The 12,975-nt window shown below is 48.8% G+C and carries 16 protein-coding genes; 5 read left to right on the top strand and 11 right to left on the bottom strand.

Annotation, left to right across the window (positions count from 1 at the left end; all coding sequences use genetic code 11):
* Nucleotides 1-21 precede the first annotated feature (21 nt).
* The 3 genes from cysT to EL143_RS08150 all read right to left on the bottom strand — a co-directional run bounded on the left by cysT (nucleotide 22) and on the right by EL143_RS08150 (nucleotide 2,243).
* A complete protein-coding gene (cysT, locus tag EL143_RS08160) occupies nucleotides 22-849 on the bottom strand; it encodes a sulfate ABC transporter permease subunit CysT (RefSeq protein ID WP_085415999.1) in 828 nt (275 codons plus the stop codon).
* A 296-nt stretch (nucleotides 850-1,145) separates the two neighbouring features.
* Entirely contained in the window at nucleotides 1,146-1,523 is a 378-nt protein-coding gene (locus EL143_RS08155; protein ID WP_085415911.1) for a hypothetical protein, read from the bottom strand.
* Nucleotides 1,524-1,541: 18 nt separating this feature from the next.
* Nucleotides 1,542-2,243 (bottom strand): 5'-methylthioadenosine/adenosylhomocysteine nucleosidase, encoded by a 702-nt coding sequence (locus tag EL143_RS08150; protein WP_085415912.1) that lies wholly within the window; start codon nucleotides 2,241-2,243, stop codon nucleotides 1,542-1,544.
* A gap of 317 nt (nucleotides 2,244-2,560) precedes the next feature.
* Between EL143_RS08150 and EL143_RS08145 the strand changes: the two genes are divergently transcribed.
* A complete protein-coding gene (locus EL143_RS08145; RefSeq protein ID WP_085415913.1) occupies nucleotides 2,561-3,700 on the top strand; it encodes a PilT/PilU family type 4a pilus ATPase in 1,140 nt (379 codons plus the stop codon).
* Nucleotides 3,701-3,784: 84 nt separating this feature from the next.
* Here EL143_RS08145 and argB read toward each other — a convergent pair whose 3' ends face one another.
* From argB to EL143_RS08125, 4 genes are all read right to left on the bottom strand, one after another.
* Nucleotides 3,785-4,675: an acetylglutamate kinase gene (argB, locus tag EL143_RS08140; RefSeq protein WP_085415914.1), complete on the bottom strand. Its 891-nt coding sequence runs from the start codon at nucleotides 4,673-4,675 to the stop codon at nucleotides 3,785-3,787.
* A 123-nt stretch (nucleotides 4,676-4,798) separates the two neighbouring features.
* The gene (locus EL143_RS08135) at nucleotides 4,799-5,212 is read right to left on the bottom strand and encodes a YidB family protein (protein ID WP_085415915.1); all 414 of its coding nucleotides are present in this window, start codon (nucleotides 5,210-5,212) and stop codon (nucleotides 4,799-4,801) included.
* Between the two features lie 89 nt (nucleotides 5,213-5,301).
* A complete protein-coding gene (gene ruvX / locus EL143_RS08130; protein ID WP_085416000.1) occupies nucleotides 5,302-5,775 on the bottom strand; it encodes a Holliday junction resolvase RuvX in 474 nt (157 codons plus the stop codon).
* 1 nt (nucleotide 5,776) lies between these two features.
* The gene (locus EL143_RS08125) at nucleotides 5,777-6,325 is read right to left on the bottom strand and encodes a YqgE/AlgH family protein (protein WP_085416001.1); all 549 of its coding nucleotides are present in this window, start codon (nucleotides 6,323-6,325) and stop codon (nucleotides 5,777-5,779) included.
* A 138-nt stretch (nucleotides 6,326-6,463) separates the two neighbouring features.
* Here EL143_RS08125 and EL143_RS08120 point away from each other — a divergent pair, with 138 nt between their 5' ends.
* From EL143_RS08120 to EL143_RS08105, 4 genes are all read left to right on the top strand, one after another.
* Complete coding sequence (locus tag EL143_RS08120; RefSeq protein ID WP_085415916.1) at nucleotides 6,464-7,720, top strand: murein hydrolase activator EnvC family protein; 1,257 nt, start codon at nucleotides 6,464-6,466, stop codon at nucleotides 7,718-7,720.
* A 116-nt stretch (nucleotides 7,721-7,836) separates the two neighbouring features.
* Nucleotides 7,837-9,291, top strand: a complete 1,455-nt coding sequence (locus EL143_RS08115) for a S41 family peptidase (RefSeq protein WP_085415917.1) — start codon at nucleotides 7,837-7,839, stop codon at nucleotides 9,289-9,291.
* Nucleotides 9,292-9,454: 163 nt separating this feature from the next.
* Complete coding sequence (locus EL143_RS08110; protein ID WP_085415918.1) at nucleotides 9,455-9,961, top strand: RICIN domain-containing protein; 507 nt, start codon at nucleotides 9,455-9,457, stop codon at nucleotides 9,959-9,961.
* Between the two features lie 145 nt (nucleotides 9,962-10,106).
* Complete coding sequence (locus tag EL143_RS08105) at nucleotides 10,107-10,985, top strand: cupin-like domain-containing protein (protein ID WP_085415919.1); 879 nt, start codon at nucleotides 10,107-10,109, stop codon at nucleotides 10,983-10,985.
* 502 nt (nucleotides 10,986-11,487) lie between these two features.
* On the opposite strand, the gene rplI is transcribed toward EL143_RS08105, so the two are convergent.
* From rplI to rpsF, 4 genes are read right to left on the bottom strand one after another with little or no spacing between them, the layout of a single operon-like run.
* A complete protein-coding gene (rplI, locus tag EL143_RS08100; protein WP_085415920.1) occupies nucleotides 11,488-11,940 on the bottom strand; it encodes a 50S ribosomal protein L9 in 453 nt (150 codons plus the stop codon).
* Nucleotides 11,941-11,957: 17 nt separating this feature from the next.
* A complete protein-coding gene (gene rpsR, locus EL143_RS08095) occupies nucleotides 11,958-12,188 on the bottom strand; it encodes a 30S ribosomal protein S18 (RefSeq protein ID WP_009116841.1) in 231 nt (76 codons plus the stop codon).
* A 6-nt stretch (nucleotides 12,189-12,194) separates the two neighbouring features.
* Nucleotides 12,195-12,491 (bottom strand): primosomal replication protein N, encoded by a 297-nt coding sequence (gene priB, locus EL143_RS08090; RefSeq protein ID WP_085415921.1) that lies wholly within the window; start codon nucleotides 12,489-12,491, stop codon nucleotides 12,195-12,197.
* Between the two features lie 2 nt (nucleotides 12,492-12,493).
* Nucleotides 12,494-12,880, bottom strand: a complete 387-nt coding sequence (rpsF, locus tag EL143_RS08085) for a 30S ribosomal protein S6 (protein WP_085415922.1) — start codon at nucleotides 12,878-12,880, stop codon at nucleotides 12,494-12,496.
* Nucleotides 12,881-12,975 lie beyond the last annotated feature (95 nt).

Below are 12,975 nucleotides of genomic sequence, written 5' to 3'. Positions count from 1 at the left end.
GTCTCACTCCGTCAAACACGCTCAACGCTTGCGTTTAGCCAAACGCCATTGCAAAATATTTAAGATAAATAAAATCACAAACGAAATACCCAGCATAAATAAAGCCACGGCACTCGCACCCTTCACATCAAACAGCTCAAACTTGCCGGCAATAATCAAAGGCAGAATTTCCGACTCCATCGGAATATTTCCCGCAATAAAAATCACAGAGCCGTACTCGCCCGTTGCACGTGCAAACGCCATGCCCGCACCGGTTATCAGAGCAGGCAGAATTTCCGGCAGCAGCACGCGGCGGAACACCGTAAAACGGCCCGCCCCCAAAGACACCGCAGCCTCTTCATATTCGGCCGGCAACTCTTCCAAAACAGGCTGCACGGCACGCACAATAAACGGCAAGCTCACCACAACCAGAGCCACCCAGATACCCAACGGCGTAAACGCCACCTTGATACCGAAAGGTTCCAGCCAACGCCCGATCCAACCGTTAGGCGCATAAAGCGTGGCCAGCGCCACCCCGGTTACGGCAGTCGGCAGCGCAAAAGGCAAATCAACCAAAGCATTTACCAGCCCCTTGCCCCAGAATCGGTAGCGCACCAACACCCAAGCCACCAGCGTACCGAACACCACATTGGCCAACATGGCGAAAAAAGAAGTTTTCAGCGTGAGCCACACCGCAGCCAAAGTCCGCGGTGCAACAATCTGCTGCACAAAATCCGCCCACCCCATTCCGGCTACCGTCGCAACCAGCATCGCAAAGGGCATCAGCACCATTAACGAAAGTGTCAGCATACTCAGCCCGAGCGTCAGCTTGAAACCGGGCAAAACAGTTTGTGTTTTCAGCAACAGCATCATTCCACCTTATCCGAATGCCTGTCTGAACCGTTTTCAGACAGGCATTGCGCTTTTATCGTTAAACCACCTAATGTCAGTAACGCTTCCGCCGCGTCCAGGCATGACGGGACTTACTTTTTCAAGCCGGCCGGCTATCCCATAGCAACCAGCCACATACTAAAGACTAAGCTTTCTTTTGGGAAAGAACATAAAATTGTAACTAAATACACTTTGGTTATAAGCATCCGCCCAAGCAAAATGCCTGTCTGAAACATTTCAGACAGGCATAGTCGGCTCATTCTCACAAACAGGCTTTACAACAACACAAACACGATCGCCAGCACCACGGCATAAACAAACATAAACATCACCGAAACCGCCGGCACGCCCTTGCCGGTAATTCGGGAAATATTATAAAGCACATGCCCCACAGCATACCAACACAGCGAATTGAGCATCAAAAAACTGCCGTAACTTTCCGTATATTCGGAAGAAAACAGCGAAAAAGGCCAAGCGGTTACATAGCTGACGGGCGCTGCCAGGCTACTGCCTTGCAAACAAAAAACCAAACCGTTTCCGGCAAAATAAACCGCGGCAAACCACACGCCGATCCACGCAGGTTTAAGCCATACCTTTATCCGCCCGCAGGCAGTTTGGCCGTTTGTTTGAGAATATGCCTGTCTGAAACCCATTCCGCCGGTCTCTCAAAATTACAGGCTGCTGATAATCGAATTTACCATTTTGGCAGAGTTTACCGCCGCCGTTTCCAAAAATTCTTCAAAGCTGATATCGGCTTTTTCGTCTGCCAAATCCGATACGGCGCGGATAACCACAAACGGCACACCGAACTGCTCGCAGGTTTGCGCAATCGCAGCAGCCTCCATTTCCACCACTTGCACGCCGAAGAAATTCTGGCGGATACGCGCCACCTGCTCCGCGCTGTGGATAAATTGATCGCCGCTCACAATCAGACCCTTATGTATCCGCGCACCGGTAAACTCCCTTGCCGCCTTGCCCGCAGCACGAACCAAATCACTATCGCTTTCAAAAGCAGGGCGCAGCTTCGGCACTTGGCCGATTTTATAGCCGAACGCGGTTACATCCACATCATGATGGGCAATCAACGTACCCACCACCACATCGCCTACCTGCAAAGCAGCCCCCAAGCCCCCCGCGCTGCCGGTGTTAATCACACAACCCGCCTGATAACGGTTGATGGCCATGGTCGTTGCAATGGCCGCATTCACTTTGCCTATACCGCTGAGGGAAAGAATCACTTCCTTATTAAACAGCCGTCCGCGGTAAAAGGTAAAATTGCCGAAACGCTCTTCTTCAGGATGGTGCATCAGGCTCTTCAAAAGCTCGATTTCCTGCTCCATCGCCCCGATAATCGCAACAGTATCCGCTTTCATAGCATTCCCTTCGACCGTTTGGTAAAGTTGACAAAAGCGCCACAAACAAAATCTTCCTCCGCTCCGGTATGGGCAAGGTTGAAACTGTGTCTATTTGTTTTCTTATTAATGTTGATTTCGGTCATTTGGTGTAAAACCTTTATAAAGCAGGGAACTTAAGCTTAGATTATACATATGGTCTGATATAATTGCACGGTTCTACCTTTTGCCGCAGCGTCAGTTTTGGCGAAACTTTCGGCCGAGTTAGAAAAATATTAATGATTTCAAAAAGTTTCATTATTTAAACCATCCCATCCTAATTTAAGGCCAACTTATCCATGGATAACACATTACACGATTCAATTGACACAAAAGACGAGCTTTATCAATGGCTCCGATATATGGTGCAATACAAAGCGTCCGATTTATTCATCACCACCGGCTTCCCCCCCGCAGTCAAGCTCGACGGTAAAATTACCCGCTTAAACGACCAGCCGCTCACACCGGAGCGCTGTATCGAAATTGCTGCTTCGGTAATGAATCCCAAACAGCTTGAAGAATTTACAACCACCAGCGAATGCAATTTCGCCATCCAGCTTCCCGGCACCGCCCGTTTCCGCGTCAACGCAATGGTTCAACGCGGGGCAACGGCTTTGGTGTTCCGCCAAATCAGCAGCGAAATCCCCTCTTTCGAGCAGCTGAACCTGCCGCCCGTTTTGCAGCAAGTGGTAATGCGCAAACGCGGCCTGGTGATTTTCGTGGGCGGAACCGGCTCCGGCAAATCCACTTCGCTGGCATCGCTGATCGACTACCGCAACCAACACGGCAACGACCACATCATTACCATCGAAGATCCTATCGAATTCGTACACCAGCATAAAAACTGCATCATCACGCAGCGCGAAGTGGGCGTGGACACCGAAAACTGGTTTGCCGCCCTGAAAAACACATTGCGCCAAGCGCCTGATGTGATTTTGATCGGCGAGATTCGCGACCGCGAAACCATGGAATATGCCATGGCGTTTGCCGAAACAGGCCACTTATGTATGGCCACTTTGCACGCCAACAGCTCCAACCAAGCGCTCGACCGCATTATCAACTTCTTCCCCGAAGAGCGCCGCAACCAGCTTTTGACCGATTTGTCGTTGAACCTGCAAGCCTTTATTTCGCAGCGCCTCATCCCGCTGGAACACGGCAGGGGTCGGATTGCGGCTGTGGAAGTGTTACTGAATTCACCGCTCATCTCCGATTTGATTCACCGCGGCGAAATCCACCACATCAAAGAGATTATGAAAAAATCCACCGATATCGGCATGCAAACTTTCGACCAGGCTTTATACAACCTGTACGAACAAGGCTCTATCAGTTTTCAGGAAGCCATCAAAAACGCCGATTCGGCCAACGACCTGCGCCTCGACATCCAGTTGCGCAGCCGCCGCGGCCGCAGCCAGGGGGTTGATTTGGAAATTATCGGTTAAAGCAACTTCTATACCCTGATTAAAGCCATGCCTGTCTGAAAAATGTTTTCAGACAGGCATGTTTCATTTAAGCACAAACCGGCTTTATTCCGTTTCTTTGCCCAAAATCATCGAGCCCACGCCTTTATCGGTAAAGATTTCCAGCAACAAGGCATTCAGCACGCGCCCGTCGATAATGTGCACGGCCTTCACGCCGTTGGTCGCCGCTTCGATGGCAGAGCTGATTTTCGGCAGCATGCCGCCGTAAAGCGTGCCGTCTGCTATTAAGTTATCGATTTTGCGCGGCGTCAGGTTGGTAAGCAGATTGCCGTCTTTATCCATCACGCCCGTGATGTTGGTCATCATAATCAGCTTTTCCGCATTCAACTCTTCGGCCAACTTGCCCGCAACCAAATCGGCATTGATGTTGAACGCTTCTCCTTGCCGCCCCACACCTATCGGCGCCACAACAGGAATGTAACCGCCGCGTATCATTTGGTTGATTAAGGTGCAGTCTATGCTCTCGATCACGCCGACTTGGCCGATGTCCACCCCGTTGCGCTCGGGCGTGTTGATAAACAGCTTTTTCGCTTTGATAAAATGGTTGTCGCGTCCGGTAATGCCCACCGCTTTACCGCCGTTTTGATTGAGCAGCGATACGATTTCTTTGTTGACATGGCCCCCCAAAACCATTTCCACAATATCCATGGTTTCAGGATCGGTTACGCGCATTCCCTGTACAAACACGCCTTCCTTGCCTACTTTTTCCAGCATTTCGTTAATCTGCGGCCCGCCGCCGTGCACAATCACCGGATTAATACCCACCAGCTTGAGCAGGGTTACATCTTTGGCAAAGCCTTCTTTCAAATGCTCTTCCGTCATGGCATTGCCGCCATACTTAATCACGAAAGTGCTGCCGGAAAAATGGCGGATATAAGGCAGCGCCTCGCCCAAAATATTGGCTTTCACGGCGGCAGGAATGTGTTCTCGATCCATTTCTTGTGTTTCCTTCGGTTCAAAGTGTATTCAGTATGTAAAACGCAGACATTATAGCGAATAAACAACAATGCCTGTCTGAAGAAATCTTTCAGACAGGCATTGGTTCGTATACTGCGGCAGTTATTTCAAGAAATTCTGCATTAAGATGCGGGCAATATCGTCCAAACCGAAACCGTCGGCATCAGCCGCGCTGCCGTTAGGCGTGAGGCTGTCGATAATCTGGGGCAGATATTGGGACAGCAGGCTGCCTGCCTGCGCGCTGTCCACACCCACGGCGGAAGCAGCTTTTTCCAGCATGCCGCCGCCCAAAGCGTCTTGAATCTGGGAAGCGGACACAGATTCATTGCTGCTTTGGTTGGAAATCCACGAATTCAATATGTCGCCCAAACCGCCTTGCTGAAGCTGGTTAATCAGATTACCCGCTCCGCCGTTTTGCTGCATCAGCTGCATAACCAGTTGCAGCGCCGTGTTTTGGCTGCCCGACCCGCTAAGCGCAGAGCTTGCGGCGCCGATTAAAGTATCCATTAAGTTCATTGCATATCCTCTTAGGTTTAATTATTTAAGTATGTTTAACAAGCCGTTTTACCTGTAATTCATATGACCATGCCTGTCTGAAAAGGTTTTCAGACAGGCATGGCATCCCCATTCTGCTCTCCGCTAAAACACTCGACCGCACCGCCTTCAAACAAACTGTGCAAAATCGCCTGCGCCGCCACTTGGTCAAGCACGCTTTTCTGCTTGCGGCCGAACACCTGCGCTTCAGCCAGCAAGCCTTCGGCATAAACCGATGACAAACGCTCGTCCACCCAATACACGGGAAGATGGTAGCGCCCGTGCAAACGGCGGCCGAATTTGCGCGACAAGCGGGTTAACTCATGCTCTTGGCCATCCGTGTAAGTAGGCAGCCCCACGGCAAAATAGTTCGGCTGCCACTCTTTAACCAATTTATCGATGGCGGCAAACTTCGTCTCATTGCTTTCGCCCGTTACAGTCGCAAGCGGATGCGCCAAACCGAGTTCCGCGTCGCCTTGCGCCACCCCGATGCGCACTTCGCCGAAATCAAAAGCCAAAGCCGTGCCGCGCGGCGCCTTAATCAACTCAGGCATGCCCCGCTCCGCCCATTAAGGTTTGCGGCGACACGCCCAATTTTGCCAATGCCGCCTCATAACGCTCTTCATGCGGCAAATCAAACAGAATCTGCTCATCAGCCGGTACGGTCAGCCAAGAATTGTCCATCAACTCCTGTTCCAGCTGCCCTTTCGACCAGCTTGCATAGCCGATGGTAATGATTGCTTTCTCAACCAAATCCGGCTGGCTGAGTTTCTCGATAATATCGCGTGAAGTCGTCATCGCCACATGGTCGTTTACCGCAAGGCTGCTCTGCCACGAACCAATCGGCATATGCACCACAAAGCCGCGGTCTATCTGCACCGGCCCGCCCATCATCACCCACTCGCCCTTAAACCGTTCCGGCGTATGATGCCCCGCCGCTTCAAACACCAAATCCATAGTTACGGGAGAAGGCTTGTTGATAATCACGCCCAATGCGCCGTCTTCATTGTGTTCGCATAAATACACCACGCTGTTTTCAAAAAACATATCGCTCATAGAAAGAGAAGCAATCAGAAAATGATCTGTCAGATTCATGCTGGATTTCATATATCAATTGATGTGTAAAGATAATGCACAATATGGGTATCAATCCACTAAATACAATAGGGCTGCCCGGTAAGCGCAAATCCGTTATAATCCGGTAAAATTTCGTCTGCTTAACCATAATCAACCATGCAACTGAAACCCCTGTTACTCACTGCCCTTTTGTGCCTGAGCGCCCCGTCATTTGCACAGCCCGGCCCCAAAGAGCTCCACAATATTCAAAAAGCCATCAGCAACGCGCAAACCGACCTGAAACAAAAACAGGCCGCCCAGCGCCGCGCCCAAGCCGCCCTCAGTGCCAGTCTGAACGCATTGGAAAAAGCCCGCAGAGAGCTGGCCGCCATTACCCGCCAGCAGAATGCAGCGTGGAACCAGCTGCAGAAACTGCAAAGCGAGCTGGAACAAGTCAAAACCGAAGTAACCGGCACCAAAGCGCAAATCACCCGCCTGCTCGCCGGCCATTATAAAAACCGTCAGCCCAATTCCATTTCACTGTTTCTAAAAAATGCAGAGCCCGGCCAAAAAGCCCGCTACCTGCAATATATCAAACACATCAACCAAGCCAACGAACAAGTCATACACAATCTGGTCAAACAGCAAAAAGAGCTGGAGCAACAGGAAAAAGCCATCGATACCGAGCTGAACCGCTTGAAAAAACTGAAAGCAGCCCAGCAGGCCGCCCTCAAAAAACTGGGCAAAACCCGCAGCACGGCGCAGCAACAAAGCAACGAACTCAATGCCCAAATCAGCAACCAAACACAAAAAATCGCAAAACTGCGCGAAGACGAGCGCCGGCTGAACAATATCCTCGCAGATATTTCACGCCGCAACACCGCCAGCCGAAAAGCTCAGGCCCAAAGCCGCAAACAAGCCGCACAAGAGCGCATCAAAAAATCCAATCAAGCACAAAAACAAACCAAACAAAAAAACAACACCATTCCCCGCGGCAACCTTACCGCAGAAGACCGCGCTTTATCCGGCCCTGATCAAAGCCAGGGCGGGAGCTTCAGCCGTATGCAAGGCAGATTACACAAACCTGTGGGCGGCAGTGTTGCAGGCCGCTTCGGCCAAGCGCGCTCCACCGGCGGTACATGGCGCGGCGTATTTTTCGCCACACCTCCTTCGGGTGTCAGCAGCGTTGCATCGGGCACCGTCGCCTATGCCGGTACACTTGGCGGCTACGGCAATACGGTTGTAATAGATCACGGCGGCGGCTATGTCAGCATTTACACAGGCCTCAACAGTATCGGCGTGAGCGGCGGTGCCAATGTCGGCTCCGGCAGCTACATCGGCACAAGCGGCACTTTACCTGCCGGCGAGCAAGGTTTGTATTTCGAAATACGCTACCGCAACCAGCCTATGAACCCGCTTTCATGGATAAGGTAACGATTTATTAGCATATTTTTACCCATCATTGGTTGCTCCTGAAAAATAAATCCAATAAAGTTCCACAGTTCACAACTGTCCTCCGACAGAACGGAAAGAAAGAGAAAGCAAGAATAATGGCCAATTCCACTTTGAAAAAAGTCGCCCTTTATACCCTCGGCGCATTCAGCGGCGTAGCACTGAGCTTGAGCGTTCAAAGCTATGCGGCAGAAAAAAGCAGCCAAAACCCACTGCCCGTGCAATCTATCCGCACCATGGCAGAGGTATACGGGCAGATTAAAGCCAATTATTATCAAGACAAAACCGACGAAGAGTTGCTCGAAGGCGCCATGAAAGGCATGGTTGCCGGATTGGATCCGCACTCTGAGTTTATGACGAAAAAAGACTATACCGACCTGAAAGAGTCAACTTCAGGCGAATTCGGCGGCTTGGGCATGGAAATCGGAGCGGAAGACAGCTTCGTAAAAGTAATCGCCCCGATTGAAGACACACCCGCCGAACGTGCCGGCGTAAAAAGCGGCGACTTTATTGCCAAAATCGACGGCGTATCCACCCGAGGTATGACCGTACACGAAGCCGTGAAGAAAATGCGCGGCAAACCCGGAACATCCGTTACCTTAACCCTTTCCCGTAAAGATGTTAACAAACCGATTACCGTAAAAATTACCCGCGCCGTCATTAAAGTAAAAAGCGTACGACACAAGCTGCTTGAGCCGGGCTACGGTTATGTGCGTATCAGCCAATTCCAAGAGCGCACGGTTGCCGCCCTCAATGACGCACTCAAAGCCTTGCATAAAGAAAACAGCGGCGCACTCAAAGGCTTGATTATCGACTTGCGCGACGATCCGGGCGGTTTGCTCAACGGTGCGGTAGGTGTATCGGCCGCCTTCTTAAAAGAAGGCCAACCGGTAGTCAGCACCAAAGGACGTGACGGCAAAGAAGGCTTGAAACTTTCTTCCGTTAAAAAAGATTATATGATCGGTATGGGGCAAGACCCGCTGTCGGGCGTACCCGCTGAAATGAAACATATTCCGATTACCATCTTGATCAACTCAGGCTCCGCTTCAGCTTCCGAAATCGTAGCCGGTGCGCTGCAAGACCATAAACGCGCCGTTGTCGTAGGTACGCAAAGCTTCGGTAAAGGCTCAGTACAAACCGTATTGCCGCTTTCAAACGGCGGTGCGGTTAAACTAACCACCGCTCTTTACTACACCCCTCATGACCGCTCGATTCAAGCTCAAGGCATCGTGCCGGATGTAGAAGTGAAAGATAAAAAGCGCTTATTTGAAAGCCGCGAAGCCGATCTTGCCGGCCATATCGGTAACCCGAGCGGCGGTACGGAAGTAAACGGCAACATCTTCGAACCTGATGAATCCTCATCCGGGACAAAAAAAGATGAAAAAGAAGAGAAGGAAGACCTCTCTTCGCGCCGCGAGCCCAATCCTGCCAAAGACGATCAATTGAGAAAAGCCTTAGAATTGGTAAAATCTCCGACCCAATGGCAAAAATCTTTAGGCTTGGCAGCAAAAAAGCCCGCACCAAAAAAAGATAATAAAGAAGATAAAGAATAAACTTTCAAGATATTGCTATTAAACATCAATGCCTGTCTGAAAATATCAGACAGGCATTTACCATCCGTTAAACCATAAGAAGCATGAAACCGAGTATTTCAAAAATGCTTGTATAAGATGGTCTACAAAATTAATCAAACACAATATAACAAGGAAACAATTTATGAAATCGAAACACTGTTTGTATCTTTTCCCCTTAATATTAGGCGGCTGCATTTATATAGTCCATCCCGAAGATATCAATACTGACACCCGCATAGAAGCGCCACGCTCCGAGCGCAAGCCGCTTCCACGCAGGCATGAACAATCACGCACTTACCTTATCCAAACTGCTGATGATAAATGTCTTGACTTAAGCGGTGCAAACAATAAAGACATCATCGCCCACACTTGCCACGGTAAAAGCAACCAACAGTTCACTTTCTCCAATAACAACATCCATGTAAAAGGATTATGTTTAGACGTGGCCGGCAACCAAACCCACGACGGTGCGCCTGTTATTGCCTATCAATGCCACGGCAAAAGCAACCAAAAATGGTACCGCGAAGGCAGGACCATCCGCAGCGAGCTCAACAACAAATGCTTGGATGCAGGCAAACTTAAAAATCAAATCGGCCTATACCGCTGCGACGGCAGCCGCGGCCAACGATTCGACATATCCGCCTATTAATTTTTAAACCCTCAAACGATGCCTGTCTGAAAAGCTTTCAGACAGGCATCGTTTATAAACAAAGCACCCCGTTTATATAAAAACAGTTTGCCTGCCAAATAAATTTAACTAAAATTACAACTTTACTTTCAATTACAGAACCAACATGGGCTTCAAACTTACCCCGATTGACGTGGTCGACAACATCAGCTGCGAAGATTTCCGCCAATACTATCTCAAACCCCGCCGTCCGCTGGTAATTAAAAACATGGCCCGAAGCTGGCCTGCACACAACAAATGGTCGTTGGATTACATGAAAGAGACCATCGGCGACATTACCGTTCCACTTTACGACAGCAGCAAAGCCGATCCCGCAGCCCCGATTAACGCAGCCAGCACAGAGATGAAATTCGGCGACTACATCGACCTGATCAAACGCGAACCTACCGATTTGCGGATTTTCCTGTTCGACCCCATCAAACACGCCCCTAATCTGCTCAACGATTACATTTTTCCCAAAGACTTGATGGGTGGCTTTCTCGACAAATACCCCACCATGTTTTTCGGCGGAGCCGGCTCGGAAACCTTTCTGCATTACGATATCGACATGGCTCATATCTTCCACACCCATTTCGGACGCAAACACATTATCCTGTTCGATTACAAATGGAAAGAACGGCTCTACCGCATACCCTACGCTACCTACGCTCTGGAAGATTACAGCGTCGAACACCCTGATACCCAACGCTTCCCCGCTCTCGAAGGCGTAGAAGGCATCGAATGCTTTTTAGAACACGGCGACACATTATTTATGCCCACAGGCTGGTGGCATTGGATGAAATACCTCGACGGCTCCTTTTCCATCTCATTGCGTGCTTGGGATGAGAGTTGGGCAGTTAAAGCACACAGCCTCTGGAATCTGACCGTGCAGCGCAAATTCGACAACCTGATGAAAGCGCGCTACCGCGGACGTTATATGGATTGGAAAGAGCAGCTGGCTGTTAAACGCGCGGAAAAAGCCCTTACCAAGGGCTTACCTCGCTGATACCTTAAAATAAGCACTTTACTATCAATCTCACGACGTGGTTGTCACATGCATAAAACGATATCAACCGTGTTTAGTCGTAATGTGCTTCAGTAGGAGAAATCGTACAAACATGTTGTCACAGTCGTTTAAGCTGATGTAGGAGAAATGCAGTTGAACTACTTACCGCACTATCATAAATTGCCGCCGTAGCAAATACGGATGTGGTGATTATTGCGGTTGAGTTGGGCGACAACTTAAGTAAACACCATCAATTTCAGCGAATCATAAGCGAGCGCCCAAATCAGTAGACGGCGATTTAATAGAAGAGTTTTTGAATAAAATTTGTGGCTTAAGCAAATTAGCTTTAAATATTATACCAAGACCGTAGGGGTTTTCACTACTACTTTTGTTGTGATACTTGGTGCTAATCTACTTTACCCCTAATAATTAATCTAATAAAAAACCCTTTAAAATCTCAAATTGACTTTAAAGGGTTCCAGTTTATTTAGTTACTCAGCTGTTATTCGGTAGCGCCAACAACTGCTATAGTAATTGTGGCTACAGCGTCTGAGTGTAAAGCAACTTCTACTTCATACTCACCGATTGCTTTAAATGGGCCGTCGGGTAAACGTACGTTGGATTTAACCACTTCAACACCGCTGGCTTTAATGGCTTCTGCAATATCCGCATTGGTAACAGAACCGAACAAACGACCGTCTACACCTGCTTTTTGAGCAACAGTAATTGTTTGGCCATCCAATTTAGACTGACGCTCTTTTGCATCAGCCAAAATAGCAGCTTGTTTTGCTTCCAATTCAGCACGACGCTCTTCAAACTCTTTCAAGTTTTCAGCAGTTGCGCGTTTTGCTTTGGCTTGAGGAATCAAATAGTTACGGGCATAACCGTTTTTAACGGTAACCACATCACCTAAGTTGCCCAATCCACCGATTTTTTCTAACAGGATAATTTGCATAGTCTGACTCTCCCAAATTATTTGTGTTGATCAGTGTAAGGCAGCAATGCCAAGAAACGTGCACGTTTGATTGCAGTAGTCAATTGGCGTTGGTAGCGGGCTTTGGTGCCGGTAATACGGGCAGGAATGATTTTGCCGTTTTCAGAAATAAAATCTTTCAGCAAATCAACTTGTTTGTAATCCACTTCTTGGATTTTTTCAGCCGTGAAACGGCAGAATTTTCTACGTTTAAATGATTGACGAGCCATTGTCGTTTAACCTTTATATTCTTGAATATTTTGAATCCGCAGTATCGGCTTGAATATCTGCTGGCTGCGCTGTGCTAAAAAACCGTTTACTGCCACCATGGTATTTTCTCGATACTGCCAGCTTTTAGCCTGTTCGCCCACAATTTTTGCAGGTAATTCAAACTTAACCAAACACTTTTGTCCGTTTTCTGTTTGCCAAGATTCATGCTTAAGTACCACATCTAAAACAGGAATACCTGCAGGTGTGTAACGCAGCTCTTTGGTTTGGGTCAGTTCGGCAGTTATTTGGAATAAATTATCCAAACTTAGGCTTCAGCGGCTTCTTCTGTAACTTCTGCAGGTGCGGCTTCTGCGCCCAGCAAGCTTTTAGACTTCTCGTCTTTCATCATCGGAGAAGCTTCGGTAACCGCAGCTTTGGTTTTGATGGTCAGATGACGCAATACTGCATCGTTAAAGCGGAATGCAGTTTCCAATTCATCCACTACTTCAGGAGCAGTTTCAATGTTCATCAAAACATAATGTGCTTTGTGAATTTTGTTAATCGGGTATGCCAACTGGCGACGACCCCAATCTTCCAAACGGTGGATTGTACCGCCGTTTTCAGTAACAAGTGCTTTGTAACGCTCAACCATAGCGGGAACTTGCTCGCTTTGATCAGGATGAACGATAAACACGATCTCATAATGACGCATGTTATCTCCTTACGGTTTAAACAGCCTTTTGCCATGCGAAAGCGAAAGGCAAGGTTAAAAACCTGTGGATTATACATACTTTATATTTCCTACAC

This window comes from Neisseria canis (genome assembly GCF_900636765.1).
Taxonomy (GTDB): Bacteria; Pseudomonadota; Gammaproteobacteria; order Burkholderiales; family Neisseriaceae; genus Neisseria; species Neisseria canis.
This window is presented reverse-complemented; position numbering and strand designations above follow the sequence as displayed.

Coding starts and splice junctions, on each gene's coding strand:
- EL143_RS08150 (WP_085415912.1), bottom strand. CDS start 2,243: ATGAAAGCGGATACTGTTGCGATTATCGGGGCGATGGAGCAGGAAATC.
- EL143_RS08120 (WP_085415916.1), top strand. CDS start 6,464: ATGCAACTGAAACCCCTGTTACTCACTGCCCTTTTGTGCCTGAGCGCC.
- EL143_RS08155 (WP_085415911.1), bottom strand. CDS start 1,523: ATGGGTTTCAGACAGGCATATTCTCAAACAAACGGCCAAACTGCCTGC.
- EL143_RS08115 (WP_085415917.1), top strand. CDS start 7,837: ATGGCCAATTCCACTTTGAAAAAAGTCGCCCTTTATACCCTCGGCGCA.
- rplI (WP_085415920.1), bottom strand. CDS start 11,940: ATGCAAATTATCCTGTTAGAAAAAATCGGTGGATTGGGCAACTTAGGT.
- argB (WP_085415914.1), bottom strand. CDS start 4,675: ATGGATCGAGAACACATTCCTGCCGCCGTGAAAGCCAATATTTTGGGC.
- rpsF (WP_085415922.1), bottom strand. CDS start 12,880: ATGCGTCATTATGAGATCGTGTTTATCGTTCATCCTGATCAAAGCGAG.
- EL143_RS08135 (WP_085415915.1), bottom strand. CDS start 5,212: ATGAACTTAATGGATACTTTAATCGGCGCCGCAAGCTCTGCGCTTAGC.
- EL143_RS08110 (WP_085415918.1), top strand. CDS start 9,455: ATGAAATCGAAACACTGTTTGTATCTTTTCCCCTTAATATTAGGCGGC.
- rpsR (WP_009116841.1), bottom strand. CDS start 12,188: ATGGCTCGTCAATCATTTAAACGTAGAAAATTCTGCCGTTTCACGGCT.
- EL143_RS08105 (WP_085415919.1), top strand. CDS start 10,107: ATGGGCTTCAAACTTACCCCGATTGACGTGGTCGACAACATCAGCTGC.
- EL143_RS08145 (WP_085415913.1), top strand. CDS start 2,561: ATGGATAACACATTACACGATTCAATTGACACAAAAGACGAGCTTTAT.
- EL143_RS08125 (WP_085416001.1), bottom strand. CDS start 6,325: ATGAATCTGACAGATCATTTTCTGATTGCTTCTCTTTCTATGAGCGAT.
- cysT (WP_085415999.1), bottom strand. CDS start 849: ATGCTGTTGCTGAAAACACAAACTGTTTTGCCCGGTTTCAAGCTGACG.